Here is a 17,001-nt window from a genome sequence, read left to right on the forward strand (position 1 = left end):
ACCCCCCCCCCGGATTCATTGGGTTTTAAGGAACCGAAATATAGCTTTATAGAAAGGTAATAATATGGCCTTCCTATCGCTCAAGTATCGCCTTTCCATAAAACGGCTGAGCGCCTTGATTCGCTTGGGCTGTAGCTGATTTTCAGAGGGGATATTACTAATGTTACTTTTTTTCGAACCCCCACAGATTTTAGGATCGGCACCTATACGGGGGTTGGGATCAGGTTTTGCGGCTGCTTGCGACTGATTTCTTCAAACGTCCCCCAATACGGCCCCCAGCGGGATGCGGTAAAGGATGAATACAGCTACAGGCCTTGAAATTAGTGGAGCGGGTGAAGGGAATCGAACCCTCGTTATCAGCTTGGGAGTCCTTACGAAGCACCCGCATAAAAGCATGATAACGAGGTAGCTGTTTATGAAAGCGTTAGAGCTGGCTATCAGCTTGAATAAACGCGTTACTCCAATTACGTCCCCAGGGAAACTTACTTCGCCATTCAGGGGTGGCGGATATCGCGACAGCTATTTTAATCGGCCCCCAAATAAAGTCATCACCTTCTGGATTCTCTTCTCGACAGATATTTATGTAAACTTCTGCAGCCAGATCAATAAATTTCTGGTTTTGCTCGAGTAAGAGTTCAATGTCTTTTAGTGTTGATATGCCGATTTCATTCAGCGTGTCAAGTATTGTTGAGATGATTTCTCGGTCGTCTTCATCGAGATTTTCGTTATAGCGCCACTGCACAAACTCAACAAGGCTGTCGTAGTTAAGTTCGTTCTCTAAGAAGTTGTCTGGTGCGTTTTTACTTTCTCGAACGCTGTCCAAATACATGTCACGCTGCATTCTGATGAATTCGAACTGATCGTCTACAGTTTCGAATAAACCCGCAAGTCCATTGAGTTTTCGTATTAGATTAGATGGGACTTGCGACTCTTTTTTGTACACCATGTGATGTTGGATTATGGACCATGCGTCCTGTACGACGGTGCGAACTTGAATTTCGCATCTCAAAGTCCGCAGATCATCGTATCGCGCGCCCGAGTAATTATTGCCTAAGCGGATTATGAAATGATTTCCGATATATCCAAACTTATTTGTTTCAAGTTCTTCGCGCTTGTCGATCTCTTGGACTATTTCAAACTCAGTGCGTATTATCTCAGTGACTTTAGGTATGTCGCTATTGTATAGGCATACCACCCTGACTCCGGCTAAATCATCTAACTGGTTGAAAGGGTCCGTGTAGCTTTTACGGTTCAATTTTTCTAGAAAACTATTAAGGGTCTTAGCCCTAGATCCCAAAAATGAGGTCTCAATGTTCGCTGCCGAGACCTTTTTTTTCAGAATGTATTCGACCTCGCTACACAGCTGCTCGAACTGCGGCCTGGCGTCCAGAAATTTCTTTATGACTGCAGGATTTTTCGTCCACATGTCATCCGTGCGGACCGAGAGGGAGGTCGTCACTTTTTTTTTCGCTAGTGCGCGGGGGGCGGCTTTCCTTCCCAAAACGGAACTCCTTAAAGGCAGCGGACGATGAGTGGTGAGGTGGTTACGCCACTTTTACGCCAGACGAAAAAAAAGGCCTTGCAAAGCAAGACCTTTCTTAATTTTGGTGCCCCGAGGGAGACTCGAACTCCCACTTCTTGCGAAAACGGATTTTGAATCCGCCGCGTCTACCAATTCCGCCATCAGGGCTCAATGGCGGCGAAGTATAGAGATGAGATAACCGTCGGTCAATCAGGTACATGGAGAATTTTTGATATTTCCGCTAGACTTCCCGGCCCTGCTAGACGAACCCCATCATGCGCGTTGCTGACTTTACCTTCGAGCTCCCTGATTCGCTGATCGCCCGCCATCCTTTGGCCGAGCGTCGCAACAGTCGCCTGTTGACCCTTGATGGGGTCAGCGGCGCCCTGGCACACCGTCAATTCACTGATTTGCTTGAGCATTTGCGCCCGGGCGATTTGATGGTGTTCAACAATACCCGGGTGATTCCGGCGCGGCTTTTTGGCCAGAAGGCTTCCGGCGGCAAGCTGGAAATCCTGGTGGAGCGGGTGCTGGACAGTCATCGCGTGCTGGCGCATGTGCGTTCCAGCAAGTCGCCGAAGCCGGGGTCGAAGATCCTGATCGACGGCGGTGGCGAAGCCGAGATGCTGGCGCGCCATGACGCGTTGTTTGAGTTGGGGTTCGCCGAAGAGGTGTTGCCGCTGCTCGACCGCGTCGGGCACATGCCGTTGCCTCCTTATATAGACCGCCCGGATGAAGGCTCGGACCGCGAGCGTTATCAGACGGTCTACGCCGAGCGTTTGGGCGCGGTGGCGGCGCCGACGGCGGGGCTGCATTTCGATCAGCCGCTGATGGAGGCGATTGCTGCCAAGGGCGTTGAGACTGCATTCGTGACCTTGCACGTCGGTGCGGGCACGTTCCAGCCGGTGCGCGTCGAGAAGATCGAAGACCACCACATGCACAGCGAGTGGCTGGAAGTCGGTCAGGACGTGGTCGATGCCGTCGAGGCCTGCCGCGCTCGCGGTGGTCGCGTGGTGGCCGTGGGGACCACCAGCGTGCGTTCCCTGGAAAGTGCCGCGCGCGATGGCGTGCTCAAGCCGTTCAGTGGCGACACCGACATCTTTATCTACCCGGGCCGCCCGTTTCATGTGGTCGATGCCCTGGTCACCAATTTCCATTTGCCCGAATCCACGCTGTTGATGCTGGTTTCGGCGTTCGCCGGTTATCCCGAAGCCATGGCCGCTTACAAAGCCGCCGTGGAGCATGAATACCGATTTTTCAGCTACGGTGATGCGATGTTTATCACCCGTAACCCCGCACCACGTGGCCCTGAGGACAAAGAATGAGTCGCCAAAGTCGTATGTCGTTTGAGTTGCTTGCTACTGACGGCAAGGCTCGTCGCGGTCGTTTGACCTTTCCGCGCGGTACCGTCGAGACCCCGGCTTTCATGCCCGTGGGCACGTACGGCACGGTCAAGGGCATGTTGCCGCGGGATATCGTCGCCACGGGCGCGGAAATCATTCTGGGTAACACCTTCCACTTGTGGCTGCGTCCTGGCACTGAAGTGATCAAGAAGCACGGCGACCTGCATGATTTCATGCAGTGGAAAGGCCCGATTCTGACCGACTCCGGTGGTTTCCAGGTGTTCAGCCTGGGCGCCATGCGCAAGATCAAGGAGGAGGGCGTGACCTTCGCCTCTCCGGTCGACGGCGCCAAAGTGTTCATGGGCCCGGAAGAGTCGATGCAGGTCCAGCGCGATCTGGGCTCGGACATCGTGATGATCTTTGACGAATGCACCCCGTACCCGGCTGACGAAGACGTCGCGCGGGTATCGATGGAGCTGTCGTTGCGTTGGGCCAAGCGTTCGAAAGAAGCCCATGGCGACAACACGGCGGCACTGTTCGGCATCGTTCAGGGCGGCATGCACCAGGATCTGCGCATGCGCTCCCTGGAAGGTCTCGACAATATTGGTTTCGATGGTCTGGCCATTGGCGGTCTGTCGGTGGGCGAGCCGAAACACGAGATGATCAAGGTGCTGGATTACCTGCCGGGTCAGATGCCGGCTGACAAACCTCGTTACCTTATGGGCGTTGGCAAACCGGAAGATCTGGTTGAGGGTGTGCGCCGCGGTGTGGACATGTTCGATTGCGTGATGCCAACCCGTAATGCCCGCAATGGGCATCTGTTCATTGATACAGGCGTGCTGAAGATCCGTAACGCGTTCCATCGCCATGATGATTCGCCGCTGGATCCGACCTGCGATTGCTATACCTGCCAGAACTTCTCCCGTGCTTATCTGCACCATCTGGACAAGTGTGGCGAAATGCTGGGTAGCATGTTGAATACCATCCACAATTTGCGCCATTACCAGGTGCTTATGGCTGGTTTGCGCGAGGCTATTCAACAGGGTACATTGGCCGCCTTTGTCGATGCCTTCTACGTCAAACGCGGGTTACCTGTTCCGCCTTTGGACTGAGTTTTCTGACCCCAAGATTCAACATTTGCAACTGGAGTGCTAAATGAGCTTTTTTATCTCTAATGCCATGGCTGACGCCGCTGCACCGGCAGCTGCCGGCCCTATGGGTGGCGGTTTTGAGTGGATTTTCCTGGTCGGTTTCCTGGTCATCTTCTACCTGATGATCTGGCGTCCACAGGCCAAGCGCGCCAAAGAGCAGAAGAACCTGCTGAGCAGCCTGCAGAAAGGCGACGAAGTTGTGACCACCGGTGGTATCGCCGGCAAGATCACTAAAGTGGCAGACGACTTCGTTGTTCTGGAAGTTTCCGACACGATCGAAATGAAGTTCCAGAAAGGCGCCATCGCCGCCACGTTGCCAAAAGGCACGCTAAAAGCGATCTAAGTTTCAACTTCTACTCAATCGACGGGGCGCGCAAGGCGCCCCGCGTCATAAGCGGGCGGCGTGATGCTGAACAAATACCCTCTGTGGAAATACATTCTGATCCTGGCGGTGCTGGCGGTCGGTCTGATTTATTCCGCTCCCAATCTATATCCTGATGACCCGGCCATTCAGGTCAGCGGTGCAAGCACTGCGCTGTTGGTCAATCAGGCTGATCTGGACCGTGTGAGCGCTGCGCTCAAGGAGTCCGGGATCAACGTCAAGGCTGCCACTTTGGCCGCCAACGGCAAGGGCGGTCTGATTCGTCTGACCAAGGCTGAAGATCAGCTACCTGCCAAGGACGTCGTGCGCAAGGCATTGGGTGATGACTACGTCGTTGCACTGAACCTGGCACAAACCACCCCGCAATGGCTGCGCAGCCTGGCCGCGCACCCGATGAAGCTGGGTCTGGACTTGTCCGGTGGTGTGCACTTCCTGCTGGAAGTGGACATGGACAAAGCGCTCGATGCGCGCCTGAAAGTCTACGAAGGCGACGTCAAGAGCCTGTTGCGTAAAGAGAAGCTGCGCTATCGCAGCCTGCCGCAACTCAACGGTGCCATTCAGCTGGGCTTCACTGATGAAGCAGCCCGCGAACAAGCCCGTACGCTGATCCGCAAGAGCTTCAACGATTTCGACATTGTTCCGGCCGACCTCAATGGCCAACCGGTACTGCGTCTGGCGATGACCCCGGCCAAGCTGGCGGAAATCCGTGAATACTCCATCAAGCAGAACTTGACCACGGTACGGAACCGCGTCAACGAGCTGGGTGTTGCCGAGCCAATCGTTCAGCGCCAGGGCGCCAACCGCATCGTGGTTGAGCTGCCGGGCGTGCAGGACACCGCCGAAGCCAAGCGTATTCTCGGCAAGACGGCCAACCTTGAGTTCCGTCTGGCCGCTGAGCCAGGTGCTTCGAAAGCCACTTCCGAAACCTTCGAGTTCCGTGAAGGCAAGCGTCCGCCGGCGCAGATCGAGCGTGGCTTGATCATCACCGGTGACCAGGTCACTGACGCCAAGGCTGGCTTCGGCGAGCACGGCACGCCAGAAGTGAACATCCGTCTGGATGGCCACGGTGGCGAGCTGATGAGTCGTGCGACTCGCAGCAACGTCGGTCGCAGCATGGCAGTGATCTTTATCGAGCAGCGCCCGGTTACCACTTACGTCAAGCAAGTGGTTAATGGCGTCGAGAAAGACGTGCCGGTCCAGACGTTCAAGGAAGAGAAAAAGATCATCAGCCTGGCGACCATCCAGTCGCCGCTGGGTGCTCAGTTCCGCATCACTGGCCTGAACGGCCAGGGCGAGTCGTCCGAACTGGCGCTGCTGCTGCGTGCCGGTGGTCTGGCTGCCCCGATGTACTTCGCTGAAGAACGTACCATTGGCCCGAGCCTGGGTGCCGACAACATCGTCAAAGGTATCGATGCATCGCTGTGGGGCATGCTGTTTGTATCGCTGTTTATCATGGCCATCTACCGCTTCTTCGGCATCATCGCCACCGTCGCTCTGGCGGTGAACATGGTGCTGCTGCTGGCCCTGATGTCGCTGCTGGGTGCAACGCTGACCCTGCCGGGTATCGCCGGTATCGTGTTGACCATGGGTATGGCTGTCGACGCCAACGTTCTGATCTTCTCGCGGATACGTGAAGAGATCGCGGCTGGCATGACCGTGCAACGGGCAATCAACGAAGGCTTCGGCCGGGCATTCACCGCGATTCTCGACGCCAACCTGACAACCTTGTTGGTCGGCGGGATTCTCTTTGCGATGGGCACCGGTCCAGTCAAAGGTTTCGCAGTGACCATGTCCCTCGGGATCTTTACCTCGATGTTCACGGCCATCATGGTGACCCGCGCGATGGTCAACCTGATCTTCGGCGGACGTGACTTCAAGAAGTTGTGGATTTAAGGGGCTGCCATGTTACGTACAATCAACTTCATGGGCGTTCGCAACGTTGCGTTCGGCGTCACATTGTTCCTTACCGCACTGGCGTTGTTCAGTGTTGCCACCAAGGGCATGAACTGGGGCCTGGACTTCACCGGCGGTACGCTCATCGAGCTGACCTACGAGCGTCCGGCCGACGTCACCAAGGTGCGTGAGCAGCTGGTTACATCGGGTTATCACGAGGCGATCGTGCAGAGCTTCGGTGCGACTACCGATTTGCTGGTGCGCATGCCGGGTGAAGACCCGCAGCTGGGCCATCAAGTGGCAGAAGCGCTGTTGAAGGTTGGCGGCGATAACCCGGCAACGGTCAAGCGCGTCGAATTCGTCGGCCCTCAGGTCGGTGAAGAGCTGCGCGACCAGGGCGGCCTCGGCATGCTGATGGCGCTCGGCGGCATCCTGATCTACCTGGCTTTCCGCTTTCAGTGGAAGTTCGCGGTCGGTGCCATCGTTTCGCTGATTCACGACGTGATCGTGACCGTCGGTATCCTGTCGTTCTTCCAGATCACCTTCGACCTGACGGTGCTGGCGGCGGTACTGGCGATTATCGGTTACTCGCTCAATGACACTATCGTGGTATTCGACCGGGTTCGTGAGAACTTCCGTGTGCTGCGCAAGGCGTCCTTGATCGAGAACATCAACATCTCGACTACCCAGACCCTGCTGCGGACCATGGCGACGTCGATCTCCACTTTGCTGGCGATCGCGGCTCTGTTGTTCTTTGGTGGCGACAACCTGTTCGGCTTCTCCATCGCGCTGTTTATCGGTGTGTTGGCGGGTACTTACTCGTCGATCTACATCGCCAACGTCGTGCTGATCTGGCTGAACCTGAGCACTGAGGATCTGATTCCTGCAGTGGCTACCGATAAGGAAGTCGACGACCGCCCATAACGGCTATCGCTTTTCCAGCTGTCGGCCGAGAAGGCGCGAGTGTTGAACTCGCGCCTTTTTTTATGCTCCAAGGCTGGGAGAAGCGCGGGCATGTCCCGCATGTGATGGTCAGGAGGTTCATGTGAACAAGTCGATGCTGGTTGGTGCAGTATTGGGTGCTGTTGGTGTGACGGCCGGGGGTGCTGTTGCCACCTACAGCCTCGTTAAAAAAAGCGGCCCTGAGTATGCGCAAGTTTTAGCCGTTGAACCGGTCAAGACACAAATCAAGACGCCACGTGAAGTATGCAAGGACGTTGCAGTAACCCGGCAAGCGCCGGTGAAAGATCAACACCAGATCGCCGGTACGGTGGTCGGTGCGCTGGCTGGTGGTCTGTTGGGTAATCAGATCGGCGGCGGTACTGGCAAGAAGATCGCCACGGTGGCCGGTGCGGTCGGCGGCGGTTATGCGGGTAACAAGGTGCAAGAAGGCATGCAGGAGCGTGACACTTACACCACGACCCAAACTCGCTGCAATACGGTGAATGACATCAGTGACAAGGTCGTAGGGTATGACGTCCGTTATTCACTGGATGGCAAGGAAGGCAAGGTGCGGATGGATCGCGATCCAGGCAACCAGATTCCGGTCGATAAGGAAGGCAAGCTAGTCCTGGGGCAGAACGAAGAGAACCGCTAAATATTCAGGTTTGAGAGTCAAAAAGAAGCACTCTTCGGGGTGCTTTTTTTTGTGCCCGGATTTTCATGTCGCCAACTATCCCCTGTGGGAGCGAGCCTGCTCGCGAAGGCGTCGTCACATCCGACAATGGTGGTGGCTTATACACCGCTTCGCGAGCAGGCTCGCTCCCACAGTTGATCGGTGATGTTGTTGAGCTCGGATTACAGGCATAAAAAAAGCACCCCGAAGGGTGCTTTTTTGTGGCTGCTCGCTTAGCGTTTCAGCGAGGCCGGCAGGTGCGGCTGGATGGCCGTCAGTACTGCTTTGAAGCATTTGGTGTTACCGGCAACGACGTGGCCTTTCTCAAGGAAGTCGTGACCGCCGGTGAAGTCGCTCACCAAACCGCCGGCTTCCTGGATCAGCAGGGCGCCTGCAGCCATGTCCCACTCGGACAGGCCCGACTCCCAGAATGCGTCGAAACGGCCGGCCGCTACGTAAGCCAGGTCCAGGCTCGCCGAGCCGGCGCGGCGGATGCCGGCAGTCTGGCCAACCAGGGCGCGGAACATGCCCAGGTAGTTGTCGAGGTTGTCCATTTGGTCATCGCGGAACGGGAAACCGGTACCCAGCAGGGCGCCGTCCAGGCTGGTGCGGCCGCTGACGCGCAGACGACGACCGTTCAGTTGAGCGCCACGACCACGGCTGGCGGTGAATTCTTCCTGGCGAACCGGGTCCAGAACAACAGCGTGTTCCAGGCGACCGCGGTATTTGCAGGCGATGCTGACAGCGAAGTGAGGAATGCCGCGCAGGAAGTTGGTGGTGCCGTCCAGCGGATCGATGATCCACAGGTATTCTTCGCCTTCGCCGCTACCAGGGTGCATGCCGGTTTCTTCACCGAGAATGCCGTGGGTAGGGTAGGCCTTGCGCAGCGCGTCGATGATTTTCTGCTCGGCGGCGCGATCCACCTCGGATACGTAATCCTTGGCGTCTTTTTCGTCGACCTTGATGGTATCCAGGCGCTCGATGGAGCGGAAGATCAATTCACTGGCGCTGCGGGCGGCGCGCAGCGCGATATTCAGCATGGGCTGCATGGATGTGTCACCTAAGGTTGTTAAAGAAAGCCGGGCATTCTATCAGAAAGTTTCTACAGGTGAAGGTCAGTGTTCGCTTTCATAGCTTAACGGTAGGTTGAGCTGTAAGATTCTGCTCCCCATTAAAGTGTTCGAGAGCGCCTCCCTTGCTGCAAAACATTCGTGTCGTCCTGGTCAATACCAGCCATCCGGGCAATATCGGCGGGGCTGCGCGTGCCATGAAGAACATGGGCCTGTCGCGGCTGGTGCTGGTCGAACCGCGTTTGTTCCCGCACCACGAGGCCGATGCTCGTGCTTCCGGTGCCGGTGACATCCTTGAAAACGCGCAAGTCGTCGCCACCTTGGAAGATGCCTTGGTTGGCTGCAATCTGGTGCTCGGCACCAGCGCCCGTGACCGTCGCATTCCCTGGCCGTTGCTCGATCCCCGCGAATGCGGAGTGAAGGTTGTGGAAGAGGCCTCGCAGGGTGCTGAGATCGCCTTGGTCTTTGGTCGTGAAGATTCCGGCCTGACCAATGAAGAGCTGCAGCGATGTCATTATCACGTGCACATCCCATCAGACCCTGAGTTCAGTTCGCTGAACCTTGGGGCGGCGGTGCAGGTGTTGAGCTATGAAGTGCGAATGTCCTGGCTCGCGGCCCAAGGTCAGCCGAGCAAGGTCGAGAAGGATGAAGTGGCGTCCACCAAAAGTGGTGAGCTGGCGACCATGGATGAGCTGGAACGATTCTATGAACACCTGGAGCAAACCCTGGTGGCCATTGAATTCCTCGATCCGGAAAAGCCACGACACTTGATGGCGCGCCTGCGCCGGTTGTACGGACGCAGCTCGGTCAGCCGGGCGGAAATGAATATATTGCGTGGCATCCTCACGGAAACCCAGAAAGCGGCCCGTGGTGAGCTTCTTAAGCGGAAGGATTAAAAATGTTCGAGCGTTTGCGTGAAGATATCCAGAGTGTTTTCCATCGTGATCCGGCAGCGCGCAACGCCTTTGAAGTTCTGACGTGCTACCCGGGCATGCACGCCATCTGGATCCACCGTCTGTCGTCGGCCCTGTGGGGCATGGGCTGGAAATGGCTGGCGCGACTGGTGTCGAACTTCGGTCGCTGGTTGACCGGGATCGAAATTCATCCGGGTGCCAAGGTCGGTCGTCGCTTCTTTATCGACCATGGCATGGGCATCGTCATCGGTGAAACCGCTGAGATCGGCAATGACGTCACTCTTTATCAGGGCGTGACCCTGGGTGGCACCAGCTGGAACAAGGGCAAGCGTCACCCGACGCTTGAAGATGGCGTGGTGGTCGGGGCAGGGGCCAAGGTGCTTGGCCCGTTCACGGTTGGCGCCGGCGCCAAGGTCGGTTCCAATGCGGTGGTCACCAAGGCGGTTCCGGCGGGTGCGACGGTGGTCGGAATTCCAGGTCGGATCATCGTCAAGTCTGACGATGAGCAAGATGCCAAGCGTAAGGCCATGGCCGAGAAGATCGGTTTTGATGCCTATGGTGTCGGTGAAGACATGCCGGACCCAGTGGCTCGAGCCATTAACCAGTTGCTCGATCATCTGCAGGCTGTAGATGGTCGACTTGAAGGGATGTGCGGGGCGCTGAAGGATCTGGGGAGCAATTACTGTGCGAAAGATCTGCCTGAACTGCGCGAAGAAGACTTTGCCTGTGTGAAGGACAAGGATCAGAGCCAGGCCGGCTAAACCGAGTCAACTTCATCGCGAGCAGGCTCGCTCCCACATTGGAATGCGGTCACCTGTGGGAGCGAGCCTGCTCGCGATGAACGATAACGCGCAATTGCTGGCTGTACGCCGCCAGCCTTTGCTATGATGCGCGCGCTCTTTTGCGGGTAATCCTGACTAAAGTACTAGGTCTTATAGTTGACTTAAATACTCGGGAATTGCATACTCGCCCCATTCTGAACTCCGTGGTAACTGTCCATGCGACTGACTACAAAAGGCCGATACGCCGTGACCGCCATGCTTGACCTGGCGTTGCACGCGCAGCACGGGCCGGTGTCCCTGGCCGATATCTCCGAGCGCCAAGGCATCTCCCTGTCCTACCTCGAACAGCTTTTCGCCAAATTGCGCCGCAGCAATCTGGTGTCCAGCGTCCGTGGTCCAGGCGGTGGCTACCAGCTGTCGCGCGACATGCAGGGTATCCAGGTCGCTCAGGTGATCGATGCGGTGAACGAATCGGTCGATGCAACCAAATGCCAGGGCCAGGGTGATTGCCATCAAGGCGATACCTGTCTGACCCACCACTTGTGGTGCGATCTGAGCCTGCAGATTCACGAATTTCTCAGCGGTATCAGCTTGGCTGATCTTGTCACTCGCCGTGAGGTACAAGAAGTAGCCCAGCGTCAGGATCAGCGCCGTTGCAACAGCAAGGCGCCACGCCTGGACAAGATTGAAGCGTCCGCCGTCGAATGACAGCCAAAGAGCTAGCGGCACGCCAGCCAGCCTGATTTAGGAGATAGTCCATGAAATTGCCGATTTACCTTGATTACTCTGCGACCACCCCGGTTGATCCGCGTGTAGCGCAAAAAATGAGTGAATGCCTGCTGGTTGACGGAAACTTCGGTAACCCGGCGTCCCGTTCTCACGTGTTCGGCTGGAAAGCTGAAGAGTCCGTCGAAAACGCTCGTCGTCAGGTCGCTGACCTGGTCAACGCCGACCCGCGTGAAATCGTCTGGACCTCCGGTGCCACCGAGTCCGACAACCTGGCAATCAAGGGTGCGGCGCATTTCTATGCCACCAAAGGCAAACACCTGATCACCACCAAGATTGAGCACAAGGCTGTCCTCGACACCATGCGCCAACTGGAGCGTGAAGGCTTCGAAGTCACTTACATCGAGCCTCGCACTGATGGTCTGGTCACCCCAGAGATGATCGAAGCTGCCCTGCGTGACGACACCATCCTGGTTTCGGTCATGCATGTGAACAACGAAATCGGCACCATCAACGACATCGCAGCCATCGGCGAACTGACCCGCTCCAAGGGCATCCTGTTCCACGTCGACGCTGCTCAGTCCACCGGCAAGGTCGACATCGACCTGTCGAAGCTGAAAGTCGACATGATGTCGTTCTCTGCCCACAAAACCTACGGCCCTAAAGGCATCGGCGCACTGTACGTGAGCCGCAAGCCGCGTGTTCGCATCGAAGCGACCATGCACGGCGGCGGTCACGAACGCGGTATGCGTTCGGGCACCCTGGCGACCCACCAGATCGTCGGCATGGGCGAAGCTTTCCGCGTAGCCAAAGAAGACATGGTTGCCGAGAACATCCGCATCAAGGCCCTGAGCGACCGCTTCTTCAAGCAGGTCGAAGGCCTGGAAGAGCTGTACATCAACGGCAGCATGACCGCCCGCGTACCGCACAACCTGAACCTGAGCTTCAACTACGTTGAAGGCGAGTCGCTGATCATGGCGCTCAAGGATCTGGCGGTTTCGTCCGGTTCGGCCTGCACCTCGGCTTCCCTTGAGCCTTCGTACGTACTGCGCGCCCTGGGCCGCAACGACGAACTGGCACACAGCTCGATTCGCTTCACCTTCGGCCGTTTCACCACCGAAGAAGAAATCGACTACGCCGCGCAGAAAGTCTGCGAGGCCGTTACCAAGCTGCGCACTCTGTCGCCGCTGTGGGACATGTACAAAGACGGTGTCGACATTTCGAAAATCGAGTGGGCGGCACACTGATTTCAAGTCGCCGCAAACCGGCCCTGTGAACCCTCGGGCGCAGGGCTTCAAGAGCGACTCTCTGATGAGTGAGGATTAAGAATCATGGCTTACAGCGAAAAGGTCATCGACCACTACGAGAACCCGCGCAACGTCGGCAAGATGGACGCGGAAGACCCTGATGTCGGCACCGGCATGGTCGGCGCCCCAGCGTGCGGCGACGTGATGCGTCTGCAGATCAAGGTCAACGAGCAAGGCATCATCGAAGACGCCAAGTTCAAGACCTACGGTTGCGGTTCGGCTATCGCCTCCAGCTCCCTGGCGACCGAGTGGATGAAAGGCAAGACTCTGGATGAAGCAGAGACCATCAAAAACACTCAGCTGGCTGAAGAACTGGCCCTGCCGCCAGTAAAAATTCACTGCTCCGTACTTGCTGAAGACGCCATCAAAGCGGCCGTTCGCGACTACAAGCAGAAGAAAGGCTTGATCTGACTTTCAAGTTTTGGCGACGAGTAAGGAGTCACCGATGGCTATCAGCATGACAGAAGCGGCTGCTCAACACGTGCGACGCTCCCTCAACGGGCGCGGCAAAGGTGAAGGGATTCGTCTGGGTGTTCGCACCACAGGCTGTTCCGGCCTTGCCTACGTGCTGGAGTTTGTCGACGAGGTGGTTGCAGAGGATCAGGTGTTCGAAAGTCACGGCGAGAAAGTGATCATCGACCCGAAAAGCCTGGCCTACCTGGACGGCACCGAACTCGATTTCGTCAAGGAAGGGTTGAACGAAGGCTTCAAGTTCAACAACCCCAACGTGCGCGGTGAATGTGGCTGCGGCGAAAGCTTCAACATCTGAGGCTTGTCGTGGGTACTCCTTGTCATTTCGCTTTATTTGAGCTGCAACCGAGTTTCAATCTGGACCTCGACCAGCTGGCTACGCGCTACCGTGAGTTGGCGCGCAGTGTTCATCCGGACCGCTTTGCTGACGCTTCCGAGCGTGAGCAGCGGTTGGCGCTAGAGCAATCCGCGAGCCTCAACGAGGCCTACCAGACGCTCAAAAGTCCACCCAAGCGCGCGCGTTACTTGCTCGCCTTGAATGGTGGTGAGCTGCCGCTGGAGGTCACGGTGCATGATCCGGAGTTCCTTCTGCAGCAGATGGAGCTGCGTGAAGAGCTCGAAGACCTGCAGGACAGTGCCGATCTGGCCGGTGTTGCAGTGTTCAAGCGTCGCCTGAAAATCGCCCAGGATGTACTGAACCAAAGCTTCGCGGCTTGTTGGAATGATGCGGCGCACCGCGAGCAGGCCGAGCGCCTGATGCGGCGCATGCAGTTCCTCGACAAGCTCACCTACGAAGTGCGCCAGTTAGAAGAGCGCCTCGACGATTAACCCAGTGCCGCTCCGGTCGCACGCCTGATATACAGATAAGTCCTGATAACGATGGCCCTACTGCAGATCGCCGAACCCGGCCAAAGTCCTCAACCGCACCAGCGTCGTCTGGCTGTGGGGATCGACTTGGGCACTACCAATTCGCTGGTCGCTGCATTGCGCAGTGGTCTTTCCGAACCCCTGGCTGACGCAGACGGGCAGGTCATCCTGCCGTCTGCCGTGCGCTATCACGCCGATCGTGTCGAGGTCGGCGAGTCGGCCAAACTGGCTGCCGCCACCGATCCCTTGAACACCGTGCTGTCGGTCAAGCGCTTGATGGGTCGTGGTCTGTCCGACGTCAAGCAATTGGGCGACCAACTGCCGTACCGCTTCGTCGGCGGCGAGTCGCACATGCCGTTCATCGACACGATTCAGGGCCCGAAAAGCCCGGTCGAAGTTTCCGCCGATATCCTGAAAGTGCTGCGTCAACGCGCCGAAGCGACGTTGGGTGGCGAACTGGTGGGCGCGGTGATCACCGTTCCGGCCTATTTCGACGATGCTCAGCGTCAAGCCACCAAGGATGCGGCCAAACTGGCCGGTCTGAATGTGCTGCGTCTGCTCAATGAGCCGACCGCTGCCGCTGTGGCCTACGGTCTGGATCAACACGCCGAAGGCCTGGTTGCCATTTATGACCTGGGCGGCGGCACCTTCGATATTTCGATTCTGCGCCTGACCGGCGGTGTGTTTGAGGTTTTGGCTACCGGCGGCGACAGCGCGCTGGGCGGCGATGACTTCGACCATGCAATCGCTGGCTGGATCATCGAGAGCGCCGGTCTGTCCGCCGACCTCGATCCGGGTGCACAACGCAATCTGCTGCAAACCGCTTGTGCGGCCAAAGAAGCTCTGACCAATGCCTCGTCCGTTGAAGTCGCTTATGGCGACTGGAAAGCCGAGCTGACCCGTGAAGCCTTCAATGCGCTGATCGAGCCAATGGTTGCCCGCAGCCTGAAAGCCTGTCGCCGCGCTGTGCGTGATTCCGGCATCGAGCTGGACGAAGTGCACGCGGTGGTCATGGTGGGCGGTTCGACACGCGTGCCTCGCGTCCGCGAAGCCGTCGCTGAAGCCTTCGGCCGCGAACCGTTGACCGAAATCGATCCGGATCAAGTGGTGGCCATCGGTGCCGCGATCCAGGCCGATACGCTGGCCGGCAACAAGCGCGATGGCGATGAGTTGCTGTTGCTTGACGTGATTCCGTTGTCCCTGGGGCTGGAAACCATGGGCGGACTGATGGAGAAGGTGATTCCACGCAACACCACCATCCCTGTCGCCCGTGCTCAGGACTTCACGACTTATAAAGATGGCCAGTCGGCCATGGCGATCCACGTATTGCAGGGCGAGCGCGAGCTGATCAGCGACTGCCGCTCCCTGGCACGCTTCGAATTGCGCGGCATTCCAGCGATGGTGGCCGGTGCGGCGAAGATTCGCGTGACCTTCCAGGTCGATGCCGACGGTCTGCTCAGCGTCGCGGCACGCGAACTGGGTTCGGGCGTTGAGGCCAGCATCCAGGTCAAGCCGTCCTACGGTCTGACGGATGGTGAAATTGCCAAGATGCTCAAGGATTCGTTCCAGCACGCCAACGACGACAAGGTCGCTCGTGTGTTGCGTGAACAGCAGGTCGATGCCCAACGCCTGATCGAAGCGGTGCAGGGCGCCCTCGATGTCGATGGAGAGCGCTTGCTTGACGCCGAAGAACGCATGGTCATCGAATTACAGATGCAGGAACTGACCGAATTGATGAAAGGCACCGATGGTTACGCCATCGAGCAGCAGACCAAGCGTCTGTCGCAAGTGACCGACGCCTTTGCTGCCCGCCGCCTGGACTCGACGGTGAAAGCCGCGCTGGCGGGGCGCAACCTGAATGAGATTGAGGAATAACGATGCCGCAGGTCATTTTTCTGCCACACGAGAAGTTTTGTCCGGACGGCATGGTTGTGGAGGCTGAGCCTGGCACATCCATTCTCGAGCTGGCCCACGAACACCATATCGAGATGGAAAGCGCCTGTGGCGGCGTTTGCGCCTGCACTACCTGCCACTGCATCATCCGCGAAGGTTTCGACTCGCTGGAAGAGGCGGATGAGCTGGAAGAAGACTTTCTTGATCGTGCCTGGGGTCTGGAGGCGCAATCGCGTCTAGGCTGTCAGGCGATCGTCGGGAATGAAGACCTGACTGTTGAAATTCCGAAATACTCGGTCAACCATGCGGCTGAAGCGCCGCACTGATTCAAGGAACTGAAATGAGTCTGAAATGGGTTGATGTGCTGGAAATCGCGATCCAATTGGCTGAATCCAAGCCGGATGTGGATCCGCATTATGTGAACTTCGTCGATCTGCACAAATGGGTGCTGGCATTGCCGGAGTTCAGTGATGATCCGACCCGCGGTGGCGAGAAGGTGCTTGAAGCCATTCAGGCCGCCTGGATCGAAGAAGCAGACTGAGTCTGCGCCGTATGCAGTTAGGCAATACCAAAGAACCCGCGTATAATTCGCGGGTTTAATTTTTCGCAAATTACCGTTTCTGGAGTTACACCATGGCTGTTCAACGTACTTTCTCCATCATCAAGCCTGACGCTGTTGCAAAAAACGTTATCGGCGAGATCACCACTCGTTTCGAAAAAGCTGGCCTGCGCGTTGTAGCTTCGAAACTGAAGCAACTGTCCAAAGCTGAAGCTGAAGGCTTCTACGCTGAGCACAGCGCTCGTGGTTTCTTCGGTGACCTGGTTGCTTTCATGATCTCCGGTCCGGTTGTCGTTCAGGTTCTGGAAGGCGAAAACGCTATCGCTCTGAACCGTGAGCTGATGGGCGCTACCAACCCTAAAGAAGCTGCAGCCGGTACCATCCGCGCTGACTTCGCTGACTCCATCGATGCCAACGCTGTACACGGTTCGGACTCCGAAGCCGCTGCTGCTCGCGAAATCTCGTACTTCTTCGCAGCTACTGAAGTAACCACTCGCTAAGCATTG

19 protein-coding genes and 1 tRNA gene are annotated in these 17,001 nt (G+C 57.2%); 17 read left to right on the top strand and 3 right to left on the bottom strand.

Features of this window, described 5'->3' with window-relative positions; genetic code table 11:
- Positions 1-424: 424 nt before the first annotated feature.
- Positions 425-1,501: a GTP pyrophosphokinase gene (locus tag EAH74_RS30740; protein ID WP_140683968.1), complete on the bottom strand. Its 1,077-nt coding sequence runs from the start codon at positions 1,499-1,501 to the stop codon at positions 425-427.
- A 104-nt stretch (positions 1,502-1,605) separates the two neighbouring features.
- Positions 1,606-1,690 (bottom strand) — tRNA-Leu (locus EAH74_RS30745).
- Between the two features lie 107 nt (positions 1,691-1,797).
- On the opposite strand from EAH74_RS30745, the gene queA reads away from it, so the two are divergent.
- From queA to EAH74_RS30775, 6 genes are all read left to right on the top strand, one after another.
- Positions 1,798-2,847 carry a tRNA preQ1(34) S-adenosylmethionine ribosyltransferase-isomerase QueA gene (queA, locus tag EAH74_RS30750; RefSeq protein ID WP_140683970.1) on the top strand — a complete coding sequence of 350 codons (1,050 nt, stop codon included), beginning with the start codon at positions 1,798-1,800 and terminating at the stop codon, positions 2,845-2,847.
- 14 nt (positions 2,848-2,861) lie between these two features.
- The gene (tgt, locus tag EAH74_RS30755) at positions 2,862-3,977 is read left to right on the top strand and encodes a tRNA guanosine(34) transglycosylase Tgt (protein WP_170206650.1); all 1,116 of its coding nucleotides are present in this window, start codon (positions 2,862-2,864) and stop codon (positions 3,975-3,977) included.
- Between the two features lie 43 nt (positions 3,978-4,020).
- Positions 4,021-4,359 (top strand): preprotein translocase subunit YajC, encoded by a 339-nt coding sequence (gene yajC / locus EAH74_RS30760; RefSeq protein WP_111450288.1) that lies wholly within the window; start codon positions 4,021-4,023, stop codon positions 4,357-4,359.
- 63 nt (positions 4,360-4,422) lie between these two features.
- Positions 4,423-6,291 (top strand): protein translocase subunit SecD, encoded by a 1,869-nt coding sequence (gene secD, locus EAH74_RS30765; protein WP_123368310.1) that lies wholly within the window; start codon positions 4,423-4,425, stop codon positions 6,289-6,291.
- 9 nt (positions 6,292-6,300) lie between these two features.
- Positions 6,301-7,215 carry a protein translocase subunit SecF gene (gene secF, locus EAH74_RS30770; protein ID WP_140683974.1) on the top strand — a complete coding sequence of 305 codons (915 nt, stop codon included), beginning with the start codon at positions 6,301-6,303 and terminating at the stop codon, positions 7,213-7,215.
- Between the two features lie 121 nt (positions 7,216-7,336).
- Positions 7,337-7,888: a glycine zipper 2TM domain-containing protein gene (locus EAH74_RS30775; protein WP_123368311.1), complete on the top strand. Its 552-nt coding sequence runs from the start codon at positions 7,337-7,339 to the stop codon at positions 7,886-7,888.
- 251 nt (positions 7,889-8,139) lie between these two features.
- On the opposite strand, the gene suhB is transcribed toward EAH74_RS30775, so the two are convergent.
- A complete protein-coding gene (gene suhB / locus EAH74_RS30780; RefSeq protein ID WP_008147729.1) occupies positions 8,140-8,955 on the bottom strand; it encodes a type III secretion system regulator SuhB in 816 nt (271 codons plus the stop codon).
- Positions 8,956-9,101: 146 nt separating this feature from the next.
- Between suhB and trmJ the strand changes: the two genes are divergently transcribed.
- From trmJ to ndk, 11 genes are all read left to right on the top strand, one after another.
- Entirely contained in the window at positions 9,102-9,872 is a 771-nt protein-coding gene (gene trmJ, locus EAH74_RS30785) for a tRNA (cytosine(32)/uridine(32)-2'-O)-methyltransferase TrmJ (RefSeq protein ID WP_140683976.1), read from the top strand.
- A gap of 2 nt (positions 9,873-9,874) precedes the next feature.
- On the top strand, positions 9,875-10,651 hold the full coding sequence (cysE, locus tag EAH74_RS30790) for a serine O-acetyltransferase (protein ID WP_140683978.1): 777 nt from the start codon (positions 9,875-9,877) through the stop codon (positions 10,649-10,651).
- Between the two features lie 237 nt (positions 10,652-10,888).
- Positions 10,889-11,380: a Fe-S cluster assembly transcriptional regulator IscR gene (gene iscR / locus EAH74_RS30795; RefSeq protein ID WP_007903581.1), complete on the top strand. Its 492-nt coding sequence runs from the start codon at positions 10,889-10,891 to the stop codon at positions 11,378-11,380.
- A gap of 50 nt (positions 11,381-11,430) precedes the next feature.
- Positions 11,431-12,645 (top strand): IscS subfamily cysteine desulfurase, encoded by a 1,215-nt coding sequence (locus EAH74_RS30800; protein WP_074873944.1) that lies wholly within the window; start codon positions 11,431-11,433, stop codon positions 12,643-12,645.
- Between the two features lie 84 nt (positions 12,646-12,729).
- The gene (iscU, locus tag EAH74_RS30805) at positions 12,730-13,116 is read left to right on the top strand and encodes a Fe-S cluster assembly scaffold IscU (protein ID WP_003443374.1); all 387 of its coding nucleotides are present in this window, start codon (positions 12,730-12,732) and stop codon (positions 13,114-13,116) included.
- 34 nt (positions 13,117-13,150) lie between these two features.
- The gene (iscA, locus tag EAH74_RS30810) at positions 13,151-13,474 is read left to right on the top strand and encodes an iron-sulfur cluster assembly protein IscA (RefSeq protein WP_007903589.1); all 324 of its coding nucleotides are present in this window, start codon (positions 13,151-13,153) and stop codon (positions 13,472-13,474) included.
- 8 nt (positions 13,475-13,482) lie between these two features.
- A complete protein-coding gene (hscB, locus tag EAH74_RS30815) occupies positions 13,483-14,004 on the top strand; it encodes a co-chaperone HscB (protein WP_140683980.1) in 522 nt (173 codons plus the stop codon).
- A gap of 51 nt (positions 14,005-14,055) precedes the next feature.
- A complete protein-coding gene (gene hscA / locus EAH74_RS30820) occupies positions 14,056-15,918 on the top strand; it encodes a Fe-S protein assembly chaperone HscA (RefSeq protein ID WP_123368316.1) in 1,863 nt (620 codons plus the stop codon).
- 2 nt (positions 15,919-15,920) lie between these two features.
- Positions 15,921-16,262 carry an ISC system 2Fe-2S type ferredoxin gene (gene fdx, locus EAH74_RS30825; RefSeq protein WP_140683982.1) on the top strand — a complete coding sequence of 114 codons (342 nt, stop codon included), beginning with the start codon at positions 15,921-15,923 and terminating at the stop codon, positions 16,260-16,262.
- Positions 16,263-16,276: 14 nt separating this feature from the next.
- On the top strand, positions 16,277-16,477 hold the full coding sequence (iscX, locus tag EAH74_RS30830; RefSeq protein WP_123368318.1) for a Fe-S cluster assembly protein IscX: 201 nt from the start codon (positions 16,277-16,279) through the stop codon (positions 16,475-16,477).
- A 92-nt stretch (positions 16,478-16,569) separates the two neighbouring features.
- Complete coding sequence (gene ndk / locus EAH74_RS30835; protein ID WP_007916882.1) at positions 16,570-16,995, top strand: nucleoside-diphosphate kinase; 426 nt, start codon at positions 16,570-16,572, stop codon at positions 16,993-16,995.
- The last annotated feature ends 6 nt before the right edge of the window (positions 16,996-17,001 follow it).

Source organism: Pseudomonas mandelii (assembly GCF_006438925.1).
Classification (GTDB): domain Bacteria; phylum Pseudomonadota; class Gammaproteobacteria; order Pseudomonadales; family Pseudomonadaceae; genus Aquipseudomonas; species Aquipseudomonas mandelii_C.